Source organism: Streptomyces sp. NPDC025793, from assembly GCF_055558375.1.
This window is the reverse complement of record NZ_JBVHMR010000017.1, coordinates 192,303-216,792: the sequence shown is the minus strand read 5'-3', so window position 1 is coordinate 216,792 and position 24,490 is coordinate 192,303. Positions and strand designations below refer to the sequence as shown.

The window sequence follows — 24,490 nt, the reverse complement described above, 5'->3', positions numbered from 1 at the left end:
AAACGCCCGGTTACATTCCGAACCCGGAAGCTAAGCCTCACAGCGCCGATGGTACTGCAGGGGGGACCCTGTGGGAGAGTAGGACGCCGCCGAACAATTCTTGGGAAAGGCCCACGCCATCAGGCGTGGGCCTTTCTGCGTTTCACCTACTTTCCGTTCTCGATGAACGGAGGGGCGGGCTCCTCTCAGAGCCGGCCCGCCGCTTTCAGAGCGAGATACGCGTCCGCCAGCGTCGGCGCCAGGTCTTCGGGGGTCGCGTCCACCACCGTCACCCCATGACGACGGAGCTGTTCTGCTGTGTTCCGACGCTCGCTCTGTGCCTGAGCCGCGGCCGCGGCCTCGTACACCGCCTCTGCGTTGCCCCGGGCCTTGCCCATGCGCGCGATGTGTGGGTCCGCCACCGAGGCGACCAGAACCGTGTGCCGTTGCGTGAGCTGCGGGAGCAGTGGGAGAAGGCCCTGTTCCATCGGGGCAGCGTCGAGTGCGGTGAGCAGGACGATCAAGGAGCGGCGTGGCGCCGTACGGAGTGCCGTGGCGGTGAGGCCGCGTGCGTCCGTTTCGACGAGTTCCGGTTCGAGCGGGGCCATCGCGTGGACCAGGGACGGCAGGACGTCTCCTGCGGAGCGGCCCTGGACGAGGGCGCGTACCCGGCGGTCGTAGGCGAGGAGCGCCACACGGTCGCCGGCCCGGGAGGCGAGCGCGGCGAGGAGCAGGGCCGCGTCCATGGAGGCGTCGAGGCGCGGGGCGTCGCCCACGCGGCCGGCGGAGGTGCGGCCGGTGTCCAGGACCAGCAGGATCTGCCGGTCCCGTTCCGGGCGCCAGGTGCGGACGGCGACGGTGGACTGCCGGGCGGTGGCTCGCCAGTCGATCGAGCGGGTGTCGTCGCCGGGGACGTACTCGCGCAGGCTGTCGAACTCGGTCCCCTCGCCGCGTGTCAGCACGCTGGTGCGGCCGTCCAGTTCACGCAATCGGGCGAGTTTCGACGGGAGATGCTTTCGGCTGGTGAACGGGGGCAGAACCCGTACAGTCCAGGGCACCTTGTGGGTGCCCTGGCGGGAGAACAGGCCGAGTGGGCCGTAGGAGCGGATCGTGACGCGGTCGGCCCGTCGGTCGCCGCGGCGTGTCGGGCGCAGTCGGGTCGTCACGCGCCTGCGTTCACCCGGGGGGACGGTCAGGCGGTGGCGGGAGGCCTCGATCTCGGTGCCGGGCTGCCAGGTGCTCGGTGGCCAGGCGTCCCGTAGCTGTGCCCGCAGAGGGCGGCGGGACGGGTTGGTGAGTGTGAGGGTGACGTCGGCGGTCTCGCCGAGGCGCGTGGAGGTGTCGCCGGAGCGGGTCAGGGCGAGACGTCGGACGGGCGCGGCGAGAGCGAAGTCGCAGGCGCAGGCCAGTGCCAGGGGCCCGTTGACCGCGAGGATGCCTGTCCAGCCGGGTTCCAGGATGCCGACGGGGATCGAGCCGAGGGCCGCGAGCAGGGCGGCACGTCCGGTGAGCGCCATCAGCGGGGGACCGGGACGTGGGCGAGGACGGCGTTGATGACGGAGTCGGCGGTCACGCCCTCCATCTCGGCCTCGGGGCGCAGTTGGACACGGTGGCGCAGGGTGGGCAGGGCGAGCGCCTTGACGTCGTCGGGGATGACGTAGTCGCGGCCGGTGAGCCACGCCCAGGCGCGCGAGGTGGCGAGGAGGGCCGTGGCGCCGCGCGGGGAGACGCCGAGGGTGAGCGAGGGTGACTCGCGGGTGGCGCGGCAGATGTCCACGACGTAGGCGGTGATCTCGGGGGAGACGGTCGTCTTGGCGACGGCTGCGCGGGCCACGTCGAGGTCGGCGGGGCCGGCGACGGGGCGTACGCCGGCGGCGCGCAGGTCGCGCGGGTTGAAGCCGGAGGCGTGGCGGGTGAGGACGTCGATCTCGTCCTGGCGGGAGGGCAGAGGGATCGTCAGTTTGAGGAGGAAACGGTCGAGTTGGGCTTCCGGGAGGGGATAGGTGCCCTCGTATTCGACGGGGTTCTGCGTCGCGGCGACCAGGAAGGGGTCGGGGAGCGGGCGTGGGGTGCCGTCGACCGTGACCTGGCGTTCCTCCATGGCTTCGAGGAGGGAGGACTGAGTCTTGGGCGGGGTGCGGTTGATCTCGTCCGCGAGGAGGAGGTTGGTGAAGACCGGGCCTTCCTGGAAGGAGAACTCGGCGGTGCGGGTGTCGTAGACGAGGGAGCCGGTGACGTCGCTCGGCATCAGGTCGGGGGTGAACTGGACGCGTTTGGTGTCGAGTTCGAGGGCCGAGGCGAGGGTGCGGACGAGGAGCGTCTTGGCGACTCCGGGGACTCCTTCGAGGAGGACGTGTCCGCGGCAGAGGAGGGCGACGACGAGGCCGGTCACGGCGGGGTCCTGGCCGACCACGGCTTTGGCGATCTCGGCGCGCAGGGCTTCCAGAGAGGCTCGGGCGGCGCCGGTGGTCCCGGCGTTGTCAGTGGTCGGGTCCATCATGAATGGCGTACCTCTCTTTCGAGGGCGTCGAGTTGGTCGGTCAGTGCGATGAGGGCCGCGTCGTCGCGGGGCGGCGGTCCGAAGAGGAGGGGGTGCAGGGTCTGTCCGTCGCCGGAGCGGTGGGCGGACAGGGCGGGTAGCAGGGCCTCGGGCGCGTGCGCCTGGGCGACGGGGACGCCGACGAGGGGGGCGAGCCGGGTGCGGGTGGCGGAGCGAAGAGCGGCGGCCGCGCGGTCGCGGGCGTCGGCTTTGCGGTAGAGGCGGGCGCGGCCTTCGGCGGTTTCGGAGGCGCGGATCGCGACGGGGAGTCTTTCGGGCACGAGCGGGCCGAAGCGGCGTGCCCGCCACAAGGCGGCGAGAGCGGCCGCGATGAAGAGCTGGAGCGTGCCCCAGAGCCAGCCCGAGGGGAGCAGGTCGAGGAAGTTCTTCTGGTCGCCGTCGTGGGCGGCCGAGGTGTCGGCGAGCGAGGGGAGGTACCAGACCAGATGGGGGCGGGAGCCGAGGAGTTGAAGGGCGAGCGAGGCGTTGCCCTGCTTGTCGAAGTGGTCGTTGTAGAGGATGTCGGGGGCGCCGAGCACGATGGTGTCACCCGCCCCGGATGCCGCGGGGATGCGCAGCAGGGTGGCGAGGCGTGCGCTGGGGTAGCAGTGTTCGGCGTCGAGGCGGGTGGTGGTGTAGCGGATGCCGCCGGTGTCTGCGCTGCCCGCGCGCCGGGCCTCGGGGAGGGCGCAGCCGGGGGCGAGAGTGTCACGGCTGCTCGTGGTGGGGTCCGCGGTGACCCCGGGGGCGAGCCGCTCGACGGACCAGCTGCCGGCTGCGACCAGGACGGTGCGTCCGCCGGAGGCCGCGGTCGCCTGGTGCAACTGCTCCTGTTGTCGGGTCGTCAGCAGGTCGGGTACGGCGACCAGCAGGGTGGTGTCCGGGCCGGTGACGGCTCGCGCCTGGCCGAGGGTGGTGACCACGCGGGTGGAAATGCCGCGGTCGGCGAGGAGTTGGGCGACGGCGCGGCTGCCGTAGGGGTCGGCGGAGCGCGGGTCCAGTTCGCCGTGCCGGGCGGTGGAGCGTACGGCGGCCATGGCGATGGCCGCCGCGAGGAGCAGGACGACGGCGAGCGTGATGCCTCGCGCGCGGGTCCACACCTGGCGGGCGGTGGGCGCTGTGGAGGTGGCAGGCACGGAGGCCTCGGCGGTCACTGGGCCGCCCCTTGGCGGGCGTTGCGGGCTGTGCTCACGGCGCTGTGGGCGAGGGCGGGCCTGGTGCGTTCCAGGTCGCGGTCGAGTTCGGCCATGCGTTGGTACGACTGCTCGTTCGCGCTGCGTCCGCCGTATGTGATGTCGTCGAACTCCCGTGCCGCGGAGGCGAGTCGGTCCGTGTGCGCCGGGAGTGTGCGGCCGGCTTCGGTGGCCGCTTCGTCGGCGGTGCGGCCGGGGCGGACGTCGAGCAGGGCCCGTTCCTCCAGGGAGCGGACGATGGCCCGCATGCGTTCCTGGACGGCCTGGTTCCAGTGGCCCTGGGCCGCGTGTGCCTCGCCGGCCGCGCGGTGTTCGGCGGCGCTGCGAGGGCGGTCGTCGAACAGGGAGGCAGCGGAGGCGGGTTGGCGGCGCGGGGTGCCCAGGCGCCACCACAGGGCGGCCAGGACGACGACGATGAACAGGATCACGACGACCAGGCCGAGCGTGCCGCCGGGTGTCGCGGAGGCGGCCGAGCCGAGCAGCCGGTCGAGCCAGTCCCAGAACGCGTTCAGGGCGCGCTGGAACAGGCCGGGTTCGTTCTCGTGGTACATGCGCTTGGACAGTTCGCGCCGAGCCGCCTCCCGCGCGGGGTCGCGCGAGAGGGTCACTGGCGGCTTGTCACCCGAGCCGCCTGCTGCGCGGACGGCCGTGTCCGACGCGCGCAGCAGGCCGCGTACGACCGTGTTGCCGACGCCGACCGGGGCCGCCGCCGTGAGAACTCCCCCCGTGAGACTCACCGCATCAGCTCCCCGGGACGGGACCGGGGGTGCCGGTGCCGTAGCCCTGGACACCGGCGGCGCGGGCCAGTTCGAGGTCGAGGGCCTCGCGGCGGATGCGCTGGTCGATGTAGAGGAGCACGGTGACGCCGGCGCTGATGGGGAGGGTGAGCGTGGCGCCGACCAGCGCGCCGATTCCTTGGACGATCAGGGTCGTCCAGCCGATGTGCCCGCCGTTGGCGCCGAGCAGGTCGTTCATGCCGTCACCGCTCGCGGCGGCTCCGATGAGGGTGAAGGGGATGGTCACGACGGCCGAGACGATGAGGGTGATGAGGAGGGTGAGCAGCATGATGCCGAAGATGCGCCACCAGGAGCCGCGCACGAGCTTCGCCGAGCGCTTCAGGGACTTCACGATGCCCTGCCGCTCCAGCATCAGGGCGGGGGCGGCGAGGTAGTAGCGGATCAGCAGCCACACGCCGACGACGGTGCCGCCGAGGAAGCCCAGGGCGAGCAGTGCCGCTCCGGCGTTGTCGCCGCCGCCGGCGATCAGGACGAGCAGGCCGGGCAGTGCCCCGGCGAAGATCGCGCCGACGAAGATCAGGGCCAGCAGGATGAGCAGCCCGAGCAGCTTCAGGATCTGCGGCCGGGCGTCGCGCCAGCTCTCCCGGGTGGTGACCGGTCGGCCGAGGACGGCCCGGCTGGTGATGGTGGTGAGCAGGGCGGTCGCGATGAGCATGGCGGCCGTGCGGATCACCGAGAGGACGCCGGTGCCGATCATGGTGTCGCGCAGGGCGTGGAGTGCTTCGGAGGGGGTGGCGTTGGGGTCGCTGACCGTGGTCTGGACGTCGTTCAGCACGAAGCCCTGAAGGAGGACCATGCTGACGTTCATGACCAGGGCGACGGTCAGCGAGATGCCGAGCACCGTGCGCCAGTAGGTGCGCATGGTGGAGACGGCGCCGTCGAGGATCTCGCCGACGCCGAGCGGGCGGAGCGGGATGACACCGGGCTTGGCCGCGGGCGGGGGGCCGCCCCAGCCGCCGCCCCAGGCTCCGTAGCCGCCGGGGGCGCCGTAGCCGGTGGGCGGGCCCGCGTAGCCGCCGGGGCCCGGTGTGCCGGGCTGCTGTCCGCCCCAGCCCGGGCCGGGCGGTGGGGGCGGCGGAGCCTGGTGCGGGCCGGGGGCACTGGTGGGGGCGGACCACTGGCCGGGCGGCGGCTGTTCCTTGGACCACTTCACGCCTGGGCCCTGCGCGTCGGTGCCCGGCTGCGGCGCGGGCTCGGCATCGGCGGGGCGGCCGGCGGGCTCGGCGGGGCCGGACGCGCCGGGTTCCCGCCCCTCGGACGACGGGGCGGATCCGGGCGAGGCCCAGCCCGGAGTGTCTGTCATCGAAGCTCCTTCTCGGTGCCGGTCCGCTGTCGCGGCGGCAGGTTGGCAGCCATCGTGCCATGGGGTGGTTGTCCCCGGACCTGCCGCGGTGGGCGCCGGACTCCTTCAATTGTCCGCGGGATCCGGGGCAGACTGATCACATGGCTGATCAGCAGGCGCGAAGCGACGGGGACAAGCGGCCGACCGAGATACCTGTGGTCCGATGGGAGGAACCACCCGAAGGTCCTGTGCTGGTCCTTCTCGATCAGACGCGGCTTCCGGCGGAGGAGGTCGAGCTGGTGTGCACGGACGCGCCGGCGCTGGTGGAGGCGATCCGTTCGCTCGCCGTGCGCGGGGCGCCGCTGCTCGGGATCGCCGGGGCGTACGGCGTCGCGCTCGCCGCCGCGCGGGGCTTCGACGTGGCAGAGGCGGCGCGGGCGCTGGAGGGCGCCCGGCCCACCGCGGTGAATCTGTCCGTCGGGGTGCGCCGGGCCGAGGCGGCGCACCGGGCGGCGCTGGCGAAGAGCGGCGATCCCGAAGCGGCGGCAGCCGCGGCGCTGGCCGCCGCGCGGACGCTGCACCGCGAGGATGCCGAGGCCAGCGCCCGGATGGCGGCGCACGGTCTGGCGCTGCTGGACGAGTTGCTGTCCGGCGGTGGCCACCGGATTCTCACCCATTGCAACACCGGTTCGCTGGTGTCGGGCGGGGAGGGCACGGCCTTCGCGGTGGCCCTCCAGGCGCACCGTGAGGGGCGGTTGCGGCGGTTGTGGGTGGACGAAACGCGTCCGTTGCTGCAAGGTGCTCGCCTGACGGCGTACGAAGCGGCACGCAGCGGCATGGCGTACACCTTGCTCACCGACAACGCGGCGGGTTCCCTGTTCGCGGCGGGTCAGGTGGACGCGGTGCTGATCGGGGCGGACCGCATCGCGGCCGACGGTTCGGTGGCGAACAAGGTGGGGAGCTATCCGCTCGCTGTGCTGGCGCGGTACCACCATGTGCCGTTCATCGTGGTGGCGCCGGTGACGACGATCGATCCGGACACTCCCGACGGGGCGTCCATCGAGGTCGAGCAGCGCCCCGGCTTTGAGGTGACGGAGATCACAGCACCCCAGGTGCCGGTGACGGGAGCGGGAGGCGGGATTCCGGTGGCACCCCTGGGGACCCAGGCGTACAACCCGGCGTTCGATGTGACGCCGCCCGAGCTGGTGACGGCCATCGTCACCGAAGGGGGAGCCGTTTCGCCCGTGACCGCCGAGGCTCTTGCGGAGCTGTGTGCGAGGTCACGCCAGGTAACGATTAGCTAATGGGATGATGTCGGCTCGACCGACGAAAACGGCCCCTCCGCCTGCGACGATCCGCAGGAGAGGGGCTGTTGACATCTGTGGCTGACATCAAGGCAATGCCATATCAGGTGGCGTGGAGGGGGCATCGTTCGTCCGCCGCAAGGTGTACCTCGCCTTGCCAGACGTAGAAGCCGCCGTCCAGCCACCCAGTGCCCCCGCATGCGCATTCGCCGGGGTTGCGGGAGAGCCGCAGGCTCACGCTGTAGTGGGCCCCCTCGGGTGCCCCGTTGGGGCTGTGTGAGCCGAGGGAACACGAGCAGGGGACGGAGTTGCCGGGCTTTCCGGTCACGGAACCATCATCGGTGGTAACGCAAGTGCCGGAACAGGTCGGGCAGGACTCTTCTGCGATGATGAGGGCGGATCGATTCGACATGGCTTCGACTCCTTCGAATCGGACGAGGCCGCGCCCGGTGTCGACGGGTGCGGCCTAACTTTCACTGCTCCGCGTCCTTGCCCCAACGGGCCACGGTGGCGCGGGAGATCCCGGTGAGTTCGGCGACGCGGCGGGTGGGGACGCCTGCGCTGATGGCTTCGAGGATCAAGGGGCGGAGATGGGTGTCCAGCCGCTCCAACTCGGATGTGAGGCGGACTCGCTCTTTGCCCGGCTCTACGAGCTGTCGTACGGCCTTGGCCCGAGCGTCTTCGGGGGTGCTCGCGGGGGTGTCCGATGCGGAGGCTTGGACGGTGCGAGGCGGTCGCTGTACGGCCTTGGGTTGTTGTCGATTTCGGCGGGTGGACATGCACCCATGCTGCCGCTCTGTCTCACATGAGACAAGTAGTCGCGGATAAGACGCATATGCCAGCTTGGGACGCTAGCAGAACCCCAGCTCAGAGGCTTCTCGCGATCCTGAACCCGGCCCATGGGGCAGGGAGCTGTTACAGGTTTCTCTACCTCATCAAGCCCCGGCTGCGCTCCGCTCCGCCGGGCGCGCTCCCGGCTCCGCCGCGGGCGCCGCTCCTGCCTCCGGCCCGCTCCGCCCGCGCTGCGCCGACGCGCGCCCACATGTGGATAGGACCGGAGGCCATGAGGTGATCACCGCATAGCGCGGCCAGCGGTCAAGACCATGCCTCCGGCGGGGGATCGGCCGGCACCGGGATGGAGGGGGCGCCGTTCCCGCCCGCGGGTCCGTAGTGGCTTGCGCGGGGAGCTCCCATCCCGACCACCGTCGACCCAGGCAGAGCCGAGCAGACGCGGCCCATGGCGTCCAGGTCGTTCGTACAGTGGCGCGCTCCACCTGGACGCCATGAACCACGCCCGCTCCACGGTGTGTGGGTCGACGGCGGACGGGATGGGAGCTGGGGAGGGTGGTGGGTAGGGGTGAGAGGGCCGGTGTCGGCAGACGAGCTGACATCCGTTACTGACATCAACATCGGCGGACAGGGGCAGACAGTGACGGCTACCTGCGGCTAGGGTCACCGGCCAGTGACCTCCCTCACCAGGGCACCTGTCACTGTTATGAGAATGGGATGATGTCGTTTATGAAGGGACGAGTCCTTGTCGTCGACGACGACAGCGCACTGGCCGAGATGCTCGGCATCGTGTTGCGTGGTGAAGGTTTTGAGCCGTCTTTCGTAGCCGACGGCGACAAGGCGCTGGCCGCTTTCCGGGAGGCCAAGCCCGATCTGGTGCTGCTCGACCTGATGCTGCCCGGACGGGACGGCATCGAGGTGTGCAGGCTGATCCGGGCGGAGTCCGGGGTGCCGATCGTGATGCTCACGGCGAAGAGCGACACCGTCGATGTCGTCGTGGGCCTGGAGTCGGGTGCCGATGACTACATCGTCAAGCCGTTCAAGCCGAAGGAACTGGTCGCCCGGATCCGGGCGCGGCTGCGGAGGTCGGAGGAGCCGGCGCCGGAGCAGCTGACCATCGGTGACCTGGTCATCGACGTGGCCGGGCACTCGGTGAAGCGGGACGGGCAGTCGATCGCGCTGACCCCGCTGGAGTTCGACCTGCTGGTCGCGCTCGCGCGCAAGCCGTGGCAGGTGTTCACGCGTGAGGTGCTGCTCGAGCAGGTGTGGGGGTACCGGCACGCCGCCGACACGCGGCTGGTCAACGTGCATGTCCAGCGGCTGCGCTCCAAGGTCGAGAAGGACCCGGAGCGGCCGGAGATCGTGGTGACCGTCCGTGGTGTCGGTTACAAGGCCGGACCGAGCTGACATGTCCGGGGACAGCGCCGCTTCGGCTCCCGGCCGGTCCGGGGCCCGTCAGGGGCGGCCTGTCGGCCGGAGCGCGGGTGCGCGGTTCGGGCGGCTCTTCGAGGGCGGGCTGCTCCAGGGCGGGGTCCAGGGCAGTCCGGTCCTGCGGCTGTTCCTGCGCTGGGTGCGCCGTCCGCTGCTGCCGGTGATGCGGCTGTGGCGGCGCAACATCCAGCTCAGGGTGGTCGCCACAACCCTGCTGATGTCGCTGGGCGTCGTCCTGCTGCTGGGCTTCGTCGTGATCGGGCAGGTGCGCAACGGTCTGCTGGACGCGAAGGTGAAGGCCTCGCAGAGTCAGGCCACCGGCGGGTTCGCGGTGGCCAAGCAGAAGGCGGACGAGGCGGCGAGCGGGACCGCGACGGGGACGAACGCGGCCCCCGCCACGGGCGACGGCACCTCGACCGCGGACGGGCGGCAGTCGCAGAACGTCATCCAGTGGATGAGCGACCTCGTGGAGTCGCTGTCCAGCGGTGGCGCGGGCGCCTTCGACGTGGTGACGCTGCCCGTCGGTGACGACAGCGGCGGCGGACGCAGCCCGCGCGGTTCCGGGAACGTCAACCCGACCTCCAGCGTGCCCGCGGACCTGCGCGAGCGGGTCAACAGCGGTACGACGGCCGCCCAGAGCTACACGCGGATCGTCTACTCCAACGGCAAGGACTCGCAGCCGGCGCTGGTCATCGGCAAGCAGGTCAACGACCCCAACGGACGGCCGTACGAGCTGTACTACCTCTTCCCGCTCACGCAGGAGGAGAAGTCCCTCAGCCTGGTCAAGGGCACGCTCGCGACCGCCGGGCTGTTCGTCGTCGTGCTGCTCGGGGCCATCGCCTGGCTGGTGGTGCGGCAGGTCGTGACGCCGGTGCGGATGGCGGCCGGTATCGCCGAGCGGCTGTCCGCCGGGCGGTTGCAGGAGCGGATGAAGGTCACCGGCGAGGACGACATCGCGCGCCTCGGCGAGGCCTTCAACAAGATGGCGCAGAACCTCCAGGTGAAGATCCAGCAGCTGGAGGACCTGTCGCGGATGCAGCGTCGGTTCGTGTCGGACGTCTCGCACGAGCTGCGCACACCGCTGACCACCGTCCGGATGGCGGCCGACGTCATCCACGAGGCGCGTGAGGATTTCGACCCGGTGACCGCGCGGTCGGCCGAGCTGCTCGCCGACCAGCTGGACCGGTTCGAGTCGCTGCTGGCGGATCTGCTGGAGATCAGCCGGTTCGACGCGGGCGCGGCGGCGCTGGAGGCGGAGCCGATAGATCTCAGGGAGGTCGTCCGGCGCGTGGTCAGCGGTGCCGAGCCGCTCGCGGAGCGCAAGGGCACGCACATACGCGTGCTCGGCGACCAGCAGCCCGTGGTCGCCGAGGCGGACGCCCGGCGCGTGGAGCGCGTGCTGCGCAATCTCGTGGTCAACGCCGTCGAGCACGGCGAGGGCAGGGACGTCGTCGTCAAGCTCGCGTCGGCGGGCGGCGCGGTCGCCGTCGCGGTGCGCGACTACGGCGTCGGGCTCAAGCCGGGCGAGGCCACGCGTGTCTTCAGCCGGTTCTGGCGGGCGGACCCGGCGCGCGCCCGTACCACCGGTGGTACGGGCCTCGGGCTGTCGATCGCCCTGGAGGACGCCAGGCTGCACGGCGGCTGGCTGCAGGCCTGGGGCGAGCCGGGGGGCGGCTCGCAGTTCCGGCTGACGCTGCCGAGGACCGCCGACGAGCCGCTGCGGGGCTCGCCGATACCGCTGGAGCCCAAGGACTCACGCCGTAACCGCGGCCTGGACGAGGCCGGGCTGCCCGGCGGGGGCGGGGAGAAGCGGGCCACGGTTCCGGTGCAGCAGGGCGGCGCCCAGGCGCCCGCGCTGCCGCCGCGCGCGCCGATCGCGCCGCGGCTGGCCGGGGTCACCCCGGCCGTCGACCCGACGGCCCTGCCCGGCAACGGCAACGGTGCCCGTGTGGTGCCCCGCCCCAGCGGCGGTGTGCGGCGCCCGGACGAGGGGCCCGCCGCGGGATCCGCGGCCAGTATGGATGCGGCCCGGCCGGATGCGGCCGCACCGGAGGACTCGACCCAGCCAGGGGAGGCATTTCGTGGCCGCTGACCGCAAGGGGGGCGCCCGGCAAAGACCCGGGCGCGCGGTGGCGTACGCCGCTCTGGGAGTCGTCCTGCTGGCGGGGTGTGCCTCGATGCCCGACAGCGGGGACCTGCGGAACGTGGAGTCCACGCCCCGGCAGGACACCGGGGTGCGGGTGTTCGCGATGCCGCCGGCCGAGGGCGCGGGTCCGGCCGAGATCATGCAGGGCTTCCTGGAGGCACTGACCAGCGACGATCCCTCGTACGACACGGCTCGCAAGTATCTGTCGGACGACGCGGCGCGCAGGTGGCGCCCGGAGCGGTCGACCACGGTCCTCGCGAACGGGCCGAGCATCGAGACCGACTGCCGCGCGGGCGCCGGCCAGGAGCCGACCGACAGCGTCACCTGTGTCCTCGCGGGCACCCAGGTCGCGACCGTGGACGCGCAGCAGGCGTACGAGCCCACCGACGGCTCCTACCGCAAGAAGGTGCACCTCACGCGGAGCACCAAGACCGGACAGTGGCGCATCGACGGGCTGCCCGACGGCGTCGTGATGGGCAAGTCGGACTTCCAGCGCAACTACACGTCCGTCGACAAGTACTACTTCGCCTCGGACACGACGGGCGGGCCGAGCGGGCAGCCGGCGGCGGTGGCCGATCCGGTGTTCGTACGCAGCAAGGTCGACGCGATGACGCAGATGGTCCGCTCGCTGCTGAACGGCCCGACCAGCTGGCTCGGCCCGGTCGTCAGGTCCGGGTTCCCGACCGGTACGGCCTTGCAGAAGGACGTGTCGGGGCTGGCGCCCGACGACCAGAACAAGCTGACGGTGCCGCTGAACCTCAAGGCGTCCCAGGTCACGCCGGGCAAGTGCACCGAGATGGCGACGCAGGTGCTGTTCACGCTGCGGAACCTGGCGCCGACGCTGGAGTCGGTCGAGCTGCAGGGCGCCGACGGCCGCAGGCTGTGCGACCTGAGCGAGGAGCGCGCCGAGTCAGCCGCCTGGCACGGGTCGGCCAAGAGCCCGGAGTACCTGTACTTCCTCGACGGCAAGCACCGGTTGGTGCGGATGCCGACGGGGAGCACGGCTACCGGAGCGCTTCCGGTGCCGGGTGTGTTCGGTGAGAGCGACAAGGGCCTGGAGTCGGTTGCCGTCTCGCGCGACGAGCACAGTGCGGCCGGCGTCGGTGACGCCGGGAAGTCGTTGTACGTGACGTCGCTGGCCTCGGGCGGTTCGCTCGGCAACGCGCTGGTGACCAGCGCGGGCCCGACCGAGGGCGACCGGCTGACGACACCGAGCTGGGACGCCCGCGGCGACCTGTGGGTGGCCGACCGCGACCCGCACCACGCGCGCCTGTACGTCGTGGAGCAGGGTGCCGCCAAGCCGCAGGAGGTCGCGGTCCCGGAGCTGTCCGGCCGGATCAAGGACGCCCGGGTGGCGGCCGACGGGGTACGGATCGCACTGGTCGTGGAGAAGAAGGGCGGCGAGCAGTCCCTGCTCATCGGCCGGATCCAGCGCGACGACGGCACCGGACAGGGCACCTCGGTGGTGGAACTGCGTTCGGCGGCGCCGGACTTGGAGCAGGTCAGCGCCATGTCGTGGGCCGGGGACAGCAGGCTGCTCGCGGTGGGCCGGGAGCAGGGCGGCGTGTTGCAGATGCGGTACGTCCAGGTCGACGGCTCCACGCTGGACGGTCCGGCGCCCGGTGCGCTCACCGGCGTCAAGGCCATCGCCGCGTCCGAGGACGAGCGGGTGCCGCTGGTGGCCTACTCGGAGGACGACGGGATCGTACGGCTGCCGTCCGGAGCGCAGTGGCAGAAGGTGGACAAGGACGGAACGGCACCGGTCTATCCGGGCTGACGGCCCTGCCGCCTGCGGGGCCGTGCGCGGCCGCGGTAGCGCCGAGCGCGGCGTTCCGCACCCCTGGTCCCGCACCTTGTCCCGCACCCCGTCATCTCCCTGTTCACTCGTATGGGTGATGGGCGTTGTGCGGTGCCTCGGGTTGTCCACAGGGCGTTGTCCACAGGGGTGGCAGGGCGGCTGCGGCGTTGGCACAGTGGTGGGCATGCGGGGGTGGTGGCGGGACCTCACCGACCTGGTGCTGCCGGCCGACTGCGCGGGCTGCGGAGCACCACGTACGCTGCTCTGCCCGCGGTGCCGGGCCGTGTTGGACGGGCGCGCGCCGCGGCGGGTGCGGCCGATGCCGGAGCCGACCGGGCTGCCGGTGGTGTACGCGGCGGCTCCGTACGCGCAGGAGGTGCGGGAACTGCTGCTGGCGCACAAGGAGCGGGGCGCGCTGGCTCTTGCGGGAGTGCTGGGCGGGGCTCTGGCGGGGGCCGTGCGGGCGGGGCTCGGCGGGAGGAGCGGCGCCGGTGCCCGCGACTGTCCGGACGGCGGAGGCGCCGGCACCGGCGGCCGGCCGGGTGGGGCCGCGGGTGAGCGGACAGTGGTGCTCGTCCCCGTGCCCTCCGCGCGGTGGGCCGTGCGGGCGCGCGGACACGATCCGGTCCGACGGATGGCGCTCGCGGCGGCCGGGGAGCTGCGGCGTGCCGGGACGCCGGCCCGGGTGGCGGCCGTACTGCGCCAGCGCCGGCCGGTGGCGGACCAGGCCGCACTCGACGCGCGACAGCGCCTGGAGAACCTCTCCGGCGCGCTGGAGGTGACGGCGGGCGGCGGCCGACTGCTGGACGGGGGACGGGTCGTGCTCGTGGACGACCTGATCACCACCGGCGCCAGCCTCGCGGAGGCGGCGCGGGCACTGCGGGATACGGCCCTGTCGAGTCGAGAAGAGGGGCGCGGAGTGAGAACCTCCGTGTACGCGGCCGTAACTCGGGAAGGAAGGGAAGAACGACAGAGCGGAACGCGGTCGGACGACGGGAAGTGGGTGCATGGTGCACCGGAAATGACGGCGTCGAACACCCTCGCGTACGCGCTCCGTGCGGCCGTGGTCGCCGCTCCTCGGGATTCTTTCGAAATAAACAGGAACTGACCGTCCACCTGCATCGTTGCAGGTGGCGAGAGGGGAATTTCACCTGAACGGAGGTACGCCGCAGTAGAGGGTGACGACATCCGTCCGGGCGAGATATGTTCGGTTGTGAGGAAAGGCGCAGGCCACACCTCTCATATCCGAATGCCGTGGCGCGGGTTTTCCGCAATCACCCGCGCCCATGGGGTGGAGATCTCGCCCATGGGGGAGGAGGAGGTGAAGTCACCGAGGTCCGAGGTCCGGTGATCACCGGACCTGGTGCAAAAGGGAGTTGCTCCGCCGACCGAGCGGAGCGATCCGGGAACGGAGTTCTGCGTGGACATCGTCGTCAAGGGCCGCAAGACCGAGGTGCCCGAGCGGTTCCGCAAGCACGTGGCCGAGAAGCTGAAGCTGGAGAAGATCCAGAAGCTCGACGGCAAGGTGATCAGCCTCGACGTCGAGGTGTCCAAGGAGCCCAACCCCCGACAGGCCGACCGCTGTGACCGGGTGGAGATCACCCTCCGCTCCCGCGGTCCGGTGATCCGGGCGGAAGCGGCGGCCAGCGACCCGTACGCGGCACTCGACCTGGCGGCGGAGAAGCTGGACGCCCGGCTGCGCAAGCAGCACGACAAGCGTTTCTCGCGGCGCGGCGCCCGCCGGATCTCGGCGGCCGAGGTTCCCGACCACGTCCCCGGCGCGGCGACGCTGAACGGCAACGGCCTGCCCGTCCACGAAGAAGACATGGACGGGGTGCCGACGAAGAAGATCGGCTCGCTGGAGGTCAAGGGTGAGGGTCCCCTCATCGTCCGCGAGAAGACCCACGTCGCCTCACCGATGACCCTCGACCAGGCCCTCTATGAGATGGAGCTGGTCGGGCACGACTTCTACTTGTTCGTCGACGCCGAGACGAAGCAACCGAGCGTCGTCTACCGGCGCCACGCCTACGACTACGGCGTGATCCATCTCGACCAGGACCAGATGGTCGCTGAGGCGCAGGCCCCCGCGGCGGGGGGCACGCTGGGCGGCTGATCCACCCGGAAGAAGCGGAACCGGTGCCCCTGGCAGCGCGTGTGCGCCCCCAGGGGCACCGGTGTGCGACCAGTTCACGCCCCACATGTCACCTCTGCGTCGCCCGAGCATGAAATCATGGCCGAACCGGCCCAACCGGTGGGCCGTTGCCTTGGGTTGGCGATGGCGCGGGACAACAGGCCACAGCCTTCAGGGGGAGGAACGATGGCGGACACCTTCGGACCGATGCGGGACGAAGACGCCGACGACGGTGTCATCGGCAGGGGCCCGGACGCGGGCTCCTCACGCAGGGAGCCGATCAGGGTCCTGGTCGTGGACGACCACGCCCTCTTCCGGCGGGGCCTGGAGATCGTGCTGGCGGCCGAGGAGGACATCCAGGTCATCGGCGAGGCCGGCGACGGCGCCGAGGCCGTGGAGAAGGCCGCCGACCTGCTGCCCGACATCGTGCTGATGGACGTCCGCATGCCCAAGCGGGGTGGGATCGAGGCCTGCACCTCCATCAAGGAGGTCGCCCCCAGCGCGAAGATCATCATGCTGACGATCAGCGACGAGGAGGCCGACCTCTACGACGCGATCAAGGCGGGGGCGACCGGATACCTCCTCAAGGAGATCTCCACCGACGAGGTGGCGACCGCCATTCGCGCGGTGGCCGACGGGCAGTCCCAGATCAGCCCGTCCATGGCGTCCAAGCTCCTCACCGAGTTCAAGTCGATGATCCAGCGCACCGACGAGCGCCGCCTGGTGCCCGCGCCGCGGCTGACCGACCGGGAGCTGGAGGTCCTCAAGCTCGTCGCGACGGGGATGAACAACCGGGACATCGCCAAAGAGCTGTTCATCTCCGAGAACACCGTGAAGAACCACGTCCGCAACATCCTGGAGAAGCTCCAGCTGCACTCCAGGATGGAAGCGGTGGTCTACGCGATGCGGGAGAAGATCCTCGAGATCCGGTAGCGGACGACGGCGGCGGATCCTGCGGAGGTCAGCCGAGGGCGCGGGCGAGTTCCCTGACCAGGGGCTCGCGCAGCTCCGGTGCCGCCACGCGCTCCACGCGGACGTCCGTGCAGTCCACCCAGCTCGCCGCCTCGACCAGGGCCTGTGCGACCGCCGGGACGGCCTTCAGCTCGTCCACAGTGACCTGCTTGGCCACCAGCGTGCGGCCCTCGCGGGCCGGATCCACCCGTCCGACCAGGCGGCCGCCCGCCAGCACCGGCATCGCGAAGTAGCCGTAGACCCGCTTCGGCTTGGGGACGTACGCCTCCAGGCGGTGGGTGAAGCCGAAGATCCGCTCCGTGCGCGCCCGCTCCCAGATCAGTGAGTCGAACGGCGACAGCAGCGTGGTCCGGTGCCGGCCGCGCGGCGGGGTCGCGAGGGCCGCCGGGTCGGCCCAGGCGGGCCTGCCCCAGCCCTCGACCTCGACCGGCACCAGGCCCGAGTCGGCGATCACCCCGTCGACCTGCTCGCCCTTGAGACGGTGGTAGTCGGCGATGTCCGCGCGCGTGCCCACGCCCAGGGACTCGCCGGCCAGCCGGACCAGGCGGCGCAGGCACTCGGTGTCGTCCAGCTCGTCGTGCAGCAGCGTGTCCGGGATCGCACGCTCGGCGAGGTCGTACACCCGCTTCCAGCCGCGCCGCTGCACGCAGACCACCTCGCCGTACATCAGCGCGCGCTCCACGGCGACCTTGGTGCCCGACCAGTCCCACCATTCGTTCGTCCTCTTCGCGCCGCCCAGCTCCGTGGAGGTCAGCGGGCCCTCCGCGCGCAGCTGCTTGATGACCTGGTCGTACACGCCGTCGGGCAGATCGTGGTTCCAGTGCGGGCGATGACGGTAGGCGCGGCGGCGGAAGGCGAAGTGCGGCCACTCCTCGACCGGGAGGATGCACGCCGCGTGCGACCAGTACTCGAAGGCGTGCGTGTCGTGCCAGTAGGCCGATTCGACCGTCTTGCGGCCGACGGCGCCCAGGCGGGCGTAGGGCACGAGTTCGTGGGAGCGGGCCAGGACCGAGATCGTGTCGAGCTGGACCGCGCCGAGGTGGCGCAGCACCCCGCGGACACCGGCCCGCCGGTCGGGCGCGCCGAGGAAGCCCTGGGCCCGCAGGGCGATGCGGCGGGCGTCGTCCGCGGTGAGGGAGATGGTCGGGCGCGGAAGGGTCGTCATGCCCCGGACCCTAGAGGCTGCCACTGACAATCCGTGCTGAGCTGGGCTTTCGCCCCGGGCGGCTCAGCCGCGGGCCGGCAGGTACGGTGCCGTGGAGGGCAGGCCCAGGTCCGAGGGGAGCAGCGAGCCGACCCAGCAGTCCCGCCGTACCCCTTTGTTGTTCACCGCGGAGCGCAGGGTGCCCTCGATGGTGAAGCCCGCGCGCTCGGCCACCGCGCGGGAGGGGTGGTTGCCGACCTCGGCGCGCCATTCGACCCGGTCGACACCGACCGCGGTGAAGATCCACCGGCAGGCCGCGAGCGTGGCCTCGGTGACGTAGCCGCGCCCGCGGTGCTCCGCCGTTCCCCAGAAGCCGACCTCCGCCACGCCGAGCGAACGCATGGTGAGACCGAGCATTCCGGCGAGTTCCCCGCCCGGCAGGAAGACGCCGAAGGTGAACATCGAACCCTGTTCCCAGCCCTCGGGGACCAACTGCTGGGTGAAACCGTTCGCGTGCTCGGGCAGGTAGGGGGAGGGGACGGTGGTCCAGCGCTGGATGCCGGGGTCCTGGGCGGCCTCGTAGACCGCCTGGGTGTCGTGCGGGCCGACCGTGCGCAGGACCAGGCGGTCCGTGGTGAGAGTGACGGGTTCCATCGACCGATTGTGCTGGGCGTCCCGCGCGCGGGCCATCGTTTTTCGCTATGCGTGAGCGCGTGATCACATTTCGCGCAATTCCTCGCTCCGATGCGGCACTATCCCCGTGCCCCGTCCGTTGTCCTGGATGAGGCAAGCCGTCGGGCCGCCAGGCCTCCCGGCCCAGCCGGGTCCTCGCATACGATGGCCGTTGCTCAGTACGTCCAATGGAAACCGACCGTCCCAGGCCCGACCGGCAAGGAGACATACCCCCGTGTCCGTCCTCTCGAAGATCATGCGTGCAGGCGAAGGCAAGATCCTGCGCAAGCTGCACCGCATCGCGGACCAGGTCAACTCCATCGAAGAGGACTTCGTCGACCTCTCCGACGCCGAGCTGCGGGCCCTCACCGAGGAGTACAAGCAGCGGTACGCCGACGGTGAGAGCCTGGACGACCTGCTCCCCGAGGCGTTCGCCACCGTCCGCGAGGCCGCCAAGCGCGTGCTCGGCCAGCGGCACTACGACGTGCAGATGATGGGTGGCGCCGCCCTCCACCTCGGCTACGTGGCCGAGATGAAGACCGGCGAGGGCAAGACCCTCGTCGGCACGCTGCCCGCGTATCTGAACGCGCTGTCCGGTGACGGCGTCCACCTCATCACGGTCAACGACTACCTGGCCGAGCGCGACTCCGAGATGATGGGCCGCGTCCACAAGTTCCTGGGTCTGTCCGTCGGTTGCATCCTCGCCAACATGACGCCGGCCCAGCGCCGCGAGCAGTACGAATGCGACATCACGTACGGCACGAACAACGAGTTCGGCTTCGACTACCTGCGCGACAACATGGCGTGGTCGAAGGACGAGCTGGTGCAGCGCGGCCACAACTTCGCCATCGTCGACGAGGTCGACTCCATCCTGGTCGACGAGGCCCGTACGCCGCTGATCATCTCCGGCCCGGCCGACCAGGCCACCAAGTGGTACGGCGACTTCGCCAAGCTCGTCACGCGCCTGAAGAAGGGCGAGGCCGGCAACCCGCTCAAGGGCGTCGAGGAGACCGGCGACTACGACGTCGACGAGAAGAAGCGCACCGTCGCCATCCACGAGAACGGCGTCAGCAAGGTCGAGGACTGGCTGGGCATCGACAACCTCTACGAGTCGGTGAACACCCCGCTGGTGGGCTACCTGAACAACGCCATCAAGGCCAAGGAACTGTTCAAGAAGGACAAGGACTACGTCGTCATCGACGGCGAGGTCATGATCGTCGACGAGCACACGGGCCGTATCCTCGCAGGCCGCCGCTACAACGAGGGCATGCACCAGGCGATCGAGGCGAAGGAGGGGGTGGACATCAAGGACGAGAACCAGACGCTCGCCACGATCACCCTCCAGAACTTCTTCCGCCTCTACTCGAAGCTCTCCGGCATGACCGGTACGGCGATGACCGAGGCCGCCGAGTTCCACCAGATCTACAAGCTCGGCGTGGTCCCGATCCCGACCAACAGGCCGATGATCCGCAAGGACCAGTCGGACCTGATCTACCGCACCGAGGTCGCCAAGTTCGAGGCGGTCGTCGACGACATCGCGGAGAAGCACGAGAAGGGCCAGCCGATCCTCGTCGGCACGACCTCCGTCGAGAAGTCGGAGTACCTCTCGCAGCAGCTCTCCAAGCGCGGCATCCAGCACGAGGTGCTCAACGCCAAGCAGCACGAGCGCGAGGCGTCGATCGTCGCGCAGGCCGGCCGCAAGGGCGCCGTGACCGTGGCGACCAACATGGCCGGCCGTGGTACGGACATCAAGCTCGGCGGCAACCCCGAGGACCTCGCCGAGGCGGAGCTGCGCCAGCGCGGCCTGGACCCCGAGGAGCACATCGAGGAGTGGGCGCAGGCGCTGCCCGCCGCCCTGGAGAAGGCCGAGCAGGCGGTCAAGGCCGAGAAGGACGAGGTCGAGGACCTCGGCGGGCTGTACGTCCTCGGCACGGAGCGGCACGAGTCGCGCCGTATCGACAACCAGCTGCGCGGTCGTTCCGGCCGTCAGGGCGACCCGGGCGAGTCCCGGTTCTACCTCTCCCTCGGTGACGACCTGATGCGCCTGTTCAAGGCCCAGATGGTCGAGCGCGTGATGTCCATGGCGAACGTGCCGGACGACGTGCCGATCGAGAACAAGATGGTCACGCGCGCGATCGCGTCCGCGCAGTCGCAGGTCGAGCAGCAGAACTTCGAGACCCGTAAGAACGTCCTGAAGTACGACGAGGTGCTCAACCGGCAGCGCGAGGTCATCTACGGCGAGCGCCGCCGCGTGCTGGAGGGCGAGGACCTGCACGAGCAGGTCCAGCACTTCATGGACGACACGATCGACGCGTACGTCAGCGCGGAGACCGCCGAGGGCTTCCCGGAGGACTGGGATCTGGACCGGCTGTGGGGCGCCTTCAAGCAGCTCTACCCAGTGAAGGTCGATATCGACGAGTTGGAGGAGGCCGCCGGCGACCGGGCCGGTCTGACGGCCGAGTTCATCTCCGAGTCCGTCAAGGAGGACATCCACGAGCAGTACGAGTCCCGGGAGGCGCAGCTCGGCTCCGAGATCATGCGGGAGCTGGAGCGCCGGGTCGTGCTGTCGGTCCTCGACCGCAAGTGGCGCGAGCACCTCTACGAGATGGACTACCTCCAGGAGGGCATCGGCCTGCGCGCGATGGCGCAGAAGGACCCGCTGGTCGAGTATCAGCGCGAGGGCTTCGACATGTTCACCGCGATGATGGAGGGCATCAAGGAGGAGTCCGTCGGCTATCTGTTCAACCTGGAGGTCCAGGTCGAGCAGCAGGTCGAGGAGGTCCCCGTCGAGGCCGCCGAGCCGGTTGCCGAGGGCGTCCAGGACACGGTCCCGGCCCAGGCGGGGGCCCGTCCCGAGATCCGCGCGAAGGGTCTGGACGTGCCGCAGCGGCGGGATCTGCACTTCTCCGCGCCGACGGTGGACGGCGAGGGCGGCGTCGTCGAGCGCGACCTGGAGGACGACGAGCCGGTGCGGTCCGAGTCGGACGGCCTGACGCGCGCCGAGCGCCGTCGCCAGGCCAAGGGCGGACGGCGCCGCAAGAAGTGACGCGCGCGCGGTCGCAGAGCGGCTGAGCAGGGCCGGGCTCCCTCGGGGGAGCCCGGCCCTTCGTCATGGTGCCCGTGTCGGGGTTCGCCGGGCCTCGGCGGCGGTTGTGGGGGGCTACGGGGATGGCTGGGAGCGGGCTCCGGTTTCCACCGCCGTACAGCGCCAGCGGAGGTCCTGGCCCAGTTCCAGGCGGAAGGCCAGCGCGCGGAGCCGGCTGCCGGCGGAGATGCGGGCGAAGACCTCCAGGGCGCCGTCGCAGGGGACGTAGTAGCCGATGTCCCGGACGACGGGGCGGGCGCCGTGGGTGCGCAGGGGGCCGCGTTCGGCGAGGCGGGCCAGGTCGTCGTAGGCGCGGCCGGCGGTGTGGCGGAGCATCCAGTGGACGGGGCGCTGACCGCTCAGGACGGCCAGGAGGCGGTCCGCGAAGACGTCGGTGGGGCGCTGTGGGGGCTGGGCCGTCTCCGGGGCCCTGAGGGGCGGGCCGGCCGTCCTGGCGGGCGCCGGTGTGTCGCGGGCGCTCCTCGTCGGCGGCTTGCGGGGCGGGGCGCCGCCGGGGCGGCGGGTGTCGTGGCGGGTCGGCGGGCGGTGGCGCGGGCGGGGCTGGACGGTACGGCTCATGACCTTGTTCATGGGGTCCCCGTTCGGCGGGCTCGGTTGATACCGGTCGGTAACTCGCTGGTGGGGATCTTGTACGGGGCGCGGAGCCGGGTGGCAAGGGCGGCGGTGCGCTGCGGGCAGGGGCGGAGAAGTTCGCCTATCCGGGGGACCCGTGGGTCCTGGAACCCCGGAATCACGGGGGCGCACCGGGTGAATGCGTGGCCCGGTGTCCACGGGTTCACGGGTGTGGGCAGGGACTCGAAAGAGGACCCGCGCACGTATCCTGAAGCCTTCGAGCCCTTGATCAGGAAAGAGCGGCCACCATGCGCGTCTACGTCCCCCTGACCCTTCCCGCGCTCGCCGAGGCGCACAAGACGGGTGAGCTGGGGAGCGGCCCCTTCGTCGCGTACGCCGTCACACCCGCGCTGCGCGCGTGGTACGTCTCCGAGGACGTCGAGGAGCTGGAGTACGCCGCGCTCGGGCAGGCCGCGCTGGCCTCGCTGCGGCGGCTGGCGGCGGATTCGGGCGCGGCGCGGCGCCGGGTCGTGGTCGCCGTGGACGTGCCGGACGGTGCCGCGAGCGCCGGTCCGGACCGGGGGCCGGACCCGTCCGCGCCGGGCGAGGTGACCGTGGCGTCAGGCGTGCCGCTCGCGAAGGCGGCAGCCGTGCACGTCGACGCCGACGACGCGGAGCAGGACGTGGCCGCGGCGGCGCAGGCGCTGGCGGCGGCGGACGGCGGGGACGACGACGCGCAGTCCGTCGTGGACGGGGCGGACGACCACGAGCTGCTGTGGTTCGCGACGCAGGAGATCCCCCATCTGGTCGGGCGGGGCGCCTGACGTCCGGCCCGTCGTCGGCCCGGGGCGTGCGGCCGGGGTGATTGTCAGTGGGGGCGAGTACGGTTTTCGGCATGGGGATGCACGGAAGCGCGCACATCGTCTGGGACTGGAACGGCACGCTGTTCCACGACAATGACGCGATCATCGGGGCGACGAACGCGGCCTTCGCCGAGCTGGGGCTCGCGCCGATCACGATGGAGGAATACCGGGCGCTGTACTGCGTGCCGGTGCCGAAGTTCTACGAGCGGCTGCTCGGGCGGCTGCCGACGGAGGCCGAGTGGGAGCTGATGGACGGGGTGTTCCATCGGCACTACGCGGAGCAGCGGGAGCGCTGCGGGCTGACCGACGGGGCGGCGGAGCTGCTCGCCGGATGGAGAACAGCCGGGCACAGCCAGTCCCTGCTGAGCATGTACGGACACGAGGAACTGGTGCCGCTCGTGCGGGGGTTCGGCATCGAGGCGCAGTTCCTGCGGGTCGACGGGCGTACGGGCCCGTCCGGGGGGAGCAAGGCCGCGCACATGGTGCGGCATCTGGCGGCGCTCGGGACGGGCGTGGAGCCCGCGCGGACCGTGGTGATCGGGGACGCGGCGGACGACGCGGTCGCGGCGCGCGAGGTGGGGGCGCGGGCCGTGCTGTACACCGGGGGGTCGCACAGCCGGGACAGCCTGGAGGCCGTGGGCGTGCCGGTGGTGGACACGCTGGCGGAGGCGGTGCAGGAGGCAGAGCGAATAGCGGCGTAGCCGGGGGCGGCACCGCTGCGGGAGGTACGGCCGCTGCGCCCACCCGCCCCCGCTCTCCCTCGCGCCCCTCAGCCCGCCGGTGCCGCCGCCCGCAGGACCTTCAGGAACTCGCGCATCCAGGCCGGGTGGTCCGGCCAGGCACGGGAGGAGACCAGGGTGCCGTCGACGACCGCCTCGGTGTCCTGGAAGCCCGCGCCGGCCGCCTGCATGTCCGGTTCCAGGGCGGGGTACGCGGTGACCCTGCGGCCGCGCAGGGTGTCGATCGCCGCGGTGAGCAGAGGACCGTGGCAGATCTGGGCGACGGGCTTGTCGGCGTCGAAGAACGCCTTGAGGATCTTGCGCAGTTCGGGGTCGTTGCGCAGGTACTCCGGGGCGCGGCCGCCGGGGACGACGAGGGCGACGTACTCGCCGGGGTCGACGTCGGCGAAGGCCAGGTCGGCGGGCCAGGTGTAGCCGGGCTTCTCCGTGTAGGTGTCGTAGCCGGGTTCGAAGTCGTGGACGACGAAGCGCAGGGTCTTGCGGGAGGGAGCGGCGATATGGACCTCGTAGCCTTCCTCCAGCAGGCGCTGATAGGGGTAGAGGACTTCCAGGGACTCCGCTGCGTCGCCGGTGACGATCAGGATCTTCGCGGGCATGTCGGCTCCTCCGGGCAGGCAGGGTGTGCTCTCAGGGTGAGGTCGGGGATCTCGCGGCGCGACCTGACACTGAGACCTACCCGGACCGGCCTCCCGGCTACCCGCGGCCGTCCCCGCCGGATACGTCACTCGGGCCCGCCCTGCCGCTGTGCAGAACGTCAAACTTCGACCCCCTGTTTTGTACACATACGGCTCATGACGGGCCCGGGGTGAGGAGCGATAGCCTTGTGGCGTGATCAGCGCGATAGTTCGCGGGGACGATCGTGTCCCTGCCTTGCGCCCGGGTTGCACGGAACACCTCCGTGGCCGGGCGGCGGTCGCTGGTCTTCGCGGGCGGGGCGGGGCCGCAGGAGCTCCCGGGGCGCCGCGGGCAACCCTGGACATGGCCGTGCCGAGAGCAGCGTCACACCTGACGGGTGTGACGACAATGGCCGATTTCCTCCCGCTCATCTCACC

20 protein-coding genes and 1 rRNA gene are annotated in these 24,490 nt (G+C 71.3%); 11 read left to right on the top strand and 10 right to left on the bottom strand.

Annotated elements, in window-relative coordinates; all coding sequences use genetic code 11:
- Positions 1 to 95, top strand: a 5S ribosomal RNA gene (gene rrf / locus ACZ4MF_RS29550); the annotation flags it as partial.
- A 90-nt stretch (positions 96 to 185) separates the two neighbouring features.
- Here the strand turns inward: rrf and ACZ4MF_RS29545 are convergent.
- Genes ACZ4MF_RS29545 through ACZ4MF_RS29525 form a run of 5 tightly spaced genes read right to left on the bottom strand, consistent with a single transcriptional unit; the run spans position 186 to position 5,811 of the window.
- Positions 186 to 1,496, bottom strand: a complete 1,311-nt coding sequence (locus ACZ4MF_RS29545; protein ID WP_467494890.1) for a DUF58 domain-containing protein — start codon at positions 1,494 to 1,496, stop codon at positions 186 to 188.
- Positions 1,496 to 2,476 carry an AAA family ATPase gene (locus tag ACZ4MF_RS29540; protein WP_467494901.1) on the bottom strand — a complete coding sequence of 327 codons (981 nt, stop codon included), beginning with the start codon at positions 2,474 to 2,476 and terminating at the stop codon, positions 1,496 to 1,498. Before ACZ4MF_RS29540 ends, ACZ4MF_RS29545 begins: the two co-directional genes overlap by 1 nt.
- Positions 2,476 to 3,672, bottom strand: a complete 1,197-nt coding sequence (locus ACZ4MF_RS29535; RefSeq protein WP_467494889.1) for a DUF4350 domain-containing protein — start codon at positions 3,670 to 3,672, stop codon at positions 2,476 to 2,478. Before ACZ4MF_RS29535 ends, ACZ4MF_RS29540 begins: the two co-directional genes overlap by 1 nt.
- Positions 3,669 to 4,448 carry a DUF4129 domain-containing protein gene (locus tag ACZ4MF_RS29530; RefSeq protein ID WP_467494888.1) on the bottom strand — a complete coding sequence of 260 codons (780 nt, stop codon included), beginning with the start codon at positions 4,446 to 4,448 and terminating at the stop codon, positions 3,669 to 3,671. The genes ACZ4MF_RS29535 and ACZ4MF_RS29530 overlap by 4 nt, the downstream gene beginning before the upstream one ends.
- Before the next feature lie 4 nt (positions 4,449 to 4,452).
- Positions 4,453 to 5,811, bottom strand: coding sequence for a DUF7847 domain-containing protein (locus ACZ4MF_RS29525; protein WP_467494887.1), 1,359 nt, complete (start codon positions 5,809 to 5,811; stop codon positions 4,453 to 4,455).
- A gap of 140 nt (positions 5,812 to 5,951) precedes the next feature.
- On the opposite strand from ACZ4MF_RS29525, the gene mtnA reads away from it, so the two are divergent.
- Complete coding sequence (mtnA, locus tag ACZ4MF_RS29520) at positions 5,952 to 7,094, top strand: S-methyl-5-thioribose-1-phosphate isomerase (protein WP_467494886.1); 1,143 nt, start codon at positions 5,952 to 5,954, stop codon at positions 7,092 to 7,094.
- Positions 7,095 to 7,567: 473 nt separating this feature from the next.
- On the opposite strand, the gene ACZ4MF_RS29515 is transcribed toward mtnA, so the two are convergent.
- Positions 7,568 to 7,675: a helix-turn-helix domain-containing protein gene (locus tag ACZ4MF_RS29515; RefSeq protein WP_467494885.1), complete on the bottom strand. Its 108-nt coding sequence runs from the start codon at positions 7,673 to 7,675 to the stop codon at positions 7,568 to 7,570.
- Positions 7,676 to 8,600: 925 nt separating this feature from the next.
- On the opposite strand from ACZ4MF_RS29515, the gene mtrA reads away from it, so the two are divergent.
- The 6 genes from mtrA to ACZ4MF_RS29485 all read left to right on the top strand — a co-directional run bounded on the left by mtrA (position 8,601) and on the right by ACZ4MF_RS29485 (position 16,322).
- Positions 8,601 to 9,290, top strand: a complete 690-nt coding sequence (mtrA, locus tag ACZ4MF_RS29510; RefSeq protein ID WP_350839843.1) for a two-component system response regulator MtrA — start codon at positions 8,601 to 8,603, stop codon at positions 9,288 to 9,290.
- Position 9,291: 1 nt separating this feature from the next.
- Positions 9,292 to 11,406 (top strand): MtrAB system histidine kinase MtrB, encoded by a 2,115-nt coding sequence (mtrB, locus tag ACZ4MF_RS29505; protein WP_467494884.1) that lies wholly within the window; start codon positions 9,292 to 9,294, stop codon positions 11,404 to 11,406.
- Complete coding sequence (locus tag ACZ4MF_RS29500; protein WP_467494883.1) at positions 11,396 to 13,237, top strand: LpqB family beta-propeller domain-containing protein; 1,842 nt, start codon at positions 11,396 to 11,398, stop codon at positions 13,235 to 13,237. The genes mtrB and ACZ4MF_RS29500 overlap by 11 nt, the downstream gene beginning before the upstream one ends.
- A gap of 205 nt (positions 13,238 to 13,442) precedes the next feature.
- Positions 13,443 to 14,366 carry a ComF family protein gene (locus tag ACZ4MF_RS29495; protein WP_467494882.1) on the top strand — a complete coding sequence of 308 codons (924 nt, stop codon included), beginning with the start codon at positions 13,443 to 13,445 and terminating at the stop codon, positions 14,364 to 14,366.
- Positions 14,367 to 14,678: 312 nt separating this feature from the next.
- Positions 14,679 to 15,371 (top strand): ribosome hibernation-promoting factor, HPF/YfiA family, encoded by a 693-nt coding sequence (hpf, locus tag ACZ4MF_RS29490; RefSeq protein ID WP_356031727.1) that lies wholly within the window; start codon positions 14,679 to 14,681, stop codon positions 15,369 to 15,371.
- A gap of 204 nt (positions 15,372 to 15,575) precedes the next feature.
- On the top strand, positions 15,576 to 16,322 hold the full coding sequence (locus ACZ4MF_RS29485) for a response regulator transcription factor (RefSeq protein WP_356031725.1): 747 nt from the start codon (positions 15,576 to 15,578) through the stop codon (positions 16,320 to 16,322).
- Positions 16,323 to 16,350: 28 nt separating this feature from the next.
- Here the strand turns inward: ACZ4MF_RS29485 and ACZ4MF_RS29480 are convergent, their stop codons facing one another.
- A complete protein-coding gene (locus ACZ4MF_RS29480) occupies positions 16,351 to 17,526 on the bottom strand; it encodes a winged helix-turn-helix domain-containing protein (RefSeq protein ID WP_467494881.1) in 1,176 nt (391 codons plus the stop codon).
- 63 nt (positions 17,527 to 17,589) lie between these two features.
- On the bottom strand, positions 17,590 to 18,159 hold the full coding sequence (locus ACZ4MF_RS29475) for a GNAT family N-acetyltransferase (RefSeq protein ID WP_467494880.1): 570 nt from the start codon (positions 18,157 to 18,159) through the stop codon (positions 17,590 to 17,592).
- A 253-nt stretch (positions 18,160 to 18,412) separates the two neighbouring features.
- Between ACZ4MF_RS29475 and secA the strand changes: the two genes are divergently transcribed.
- Positions 18,413 to 21,223 carry a preprotein translocase subunit SecA gene (gene secA / locus ACZ4MF_RS29470; protein ID WP_467494879.1) on the top strand — a complete coding sequence of 937 codons (2,811 nt, stop codon included), beginning with the start codon at positions 18,413 to 18,415 and terminating at the stop codon, positions 21,221 to 21,223.
- 114 nt (positions 21,224 to 21,337) lie between these two features.
- Here the strand turns inward: secA and ACZ4MF_RS29465 are convergent, their stop codons facing one another.
- Entirely contained in the window at positions 21,338 to 21,853 is a 516-nt protein-coding gene (locus ACZ4MF_RS29465; protein WP_467494878.1) for an Rv3235 family protein, read from the bottom strand.
- A 290-nt stretch (positions 21,854 to 22,143) separates the two neighbouring features.
- Here ACZ4MF_RS29465 and ACZ4MF_RS29460 point away from each other — a divergent pair, with 290 nt between their 5' ends.
- Both ACZ4MF_RS29460 and ACZ4MF_RS29455 read left to right on the top strand, forming a co-directional pair.
- On the top strand, positions 22,144 to 22,659 hold the full coding sequence (locus ACZ4MF_RS29460) for a DUF6912 family protein (protein ID WP_467494877.1): 516 nt from the start codon (positions 22,144 to 22,146) through the stop codon (positions 22,657 to 22,659).
- Between the two features lie 71 nt (positions 22,660 to 22,730).
- Positions 22,731 to 23,399: an HAD family hydrolase gene (locus tag ACZ4MF_RS29455; RefSeq protein WP_467494876.1), complete on the top strand. Its 669-nt coding sequence runs from the start codon at positions 22,731 to 22,733 to the stop codon at positions 23,397 to 23,399.
- Positions 23,400 to 23,467: 68 nt separating this feature from the next.
- Here ACZ4MF_RS29455 and ACZ4MF_RS29450 read toward each other — a convergent pair whose 3' ends face one another.
- Positions 23,468 to 24,034 (bottom strand): DJ-1/PfpI family protein, encoded by a 567-nt coding sequence (locus ACZ4MF_RS29450; RefSeq protein WP_356031709.1) that lies wholly within the window; start codon positions 24,032 to 24,034, stop codon positions 23,468 to 23,470.
- Between the last annotated feature and the right edge of the window lie 456 nt (positions 24,035 to 24,490).

Coding starts and splice junctions, on each gene's coding strand:
- ACZ4MF_RS29545 (WP_467494890.1), bottom strand. CDS start 1,496: ATGGCGCTCACCGGACGTGCCGCCCTGCTCGCGGCCCTCGGCTCGATC.
- ACZ4MF_RS29540 (WP_467494901.1), bottom strand. CDS start 2,476: ATGGACCCGACCACTGACAACGCCGGGACCACCGGCGCCGCCCGAGCC.
- ACZ4MF_RS29525 (WP_467494887.1), bottom strand. CDS start 5,811: ATGACAGACACTCCGGGCTGGGCCTCGCCCGGATCCGCCCCGTCGTCC.
- mtnA (WP_467494886.1), top strand. CDS start 5,952: ATGGCTGATCAGCAGGCGCGAAGCGACGGGGACAAGCGGCCGACCGAG.
- mtrA (WP_350839843.1), top strand. CDS start 8,601: ATGATGTCGTTTATGAAGGGACGAGTCCTTGTCGTCGACGACGACAGC.
- mtrB (WP_467494884.1), top strand. CDS start 9,292: ATGTCCGGGGACAGCGCCGCTTCGGCTCCCGGCCGGTCCGGGGCCCGT.
- ACZ4MF_RS29495 (WP_467494882.1), top strand. CDS start 13,443: ATGCGGGGGTGGTGGCGGGACCTCACCGACCTGGTGCTGCCGGCCGAC.
- ACZ4MF_RS29485 (WP_356031725.1), top strand. CDS start 15,576: ATGGCGGACACCTTCGGACCGATGCGGGACGAAGACGCCGACGACGGT.
- ACZ4MF_RS29480 (WP_467494881.1), bottom strand. CDS start 17,526: ATGACGACCCTTCCGCGCCCGACCATCTCCCTCACCGCGGACGACGCC.
- ACZ4MF_RS29475 (WP_467494880.1), bottom strand. CDS start 18,159: ATGGAACCCGTCACTCTCACCACGGACCGCCTGGTCCTGCGCACGGTC.
- ACZ4MF_RS29465 (WP_467494878.1), bottom strand. CDS start 21,853: ATGAACAAGGTCATGAGCCGTACCGTCCAGCCCCGCCCGCGCCACCGC.
- ACZ4MF_RS29460 (WP_467494877.1), top strand. CDS start 22,144: ATGCGCGTCTACGTCCCCCTGACCCTTCCCGCGCTCGCCGAGGCGCAC.
- ACZ4MF_RS29455 (WP_467494876.1), top strand. CDS start 22,731: ATGGGGATGCACGGAAGCGCGCACATCGTCTGGGACTGGAACGGCACG.
- ACZ4MF_RS29450 (WP_356031709.1), bottom strand. CDS start 24,034: ATGCCCGCGAAGATCCTGATCGTCACCGGCGACGCAGCGGAGTCCCTG.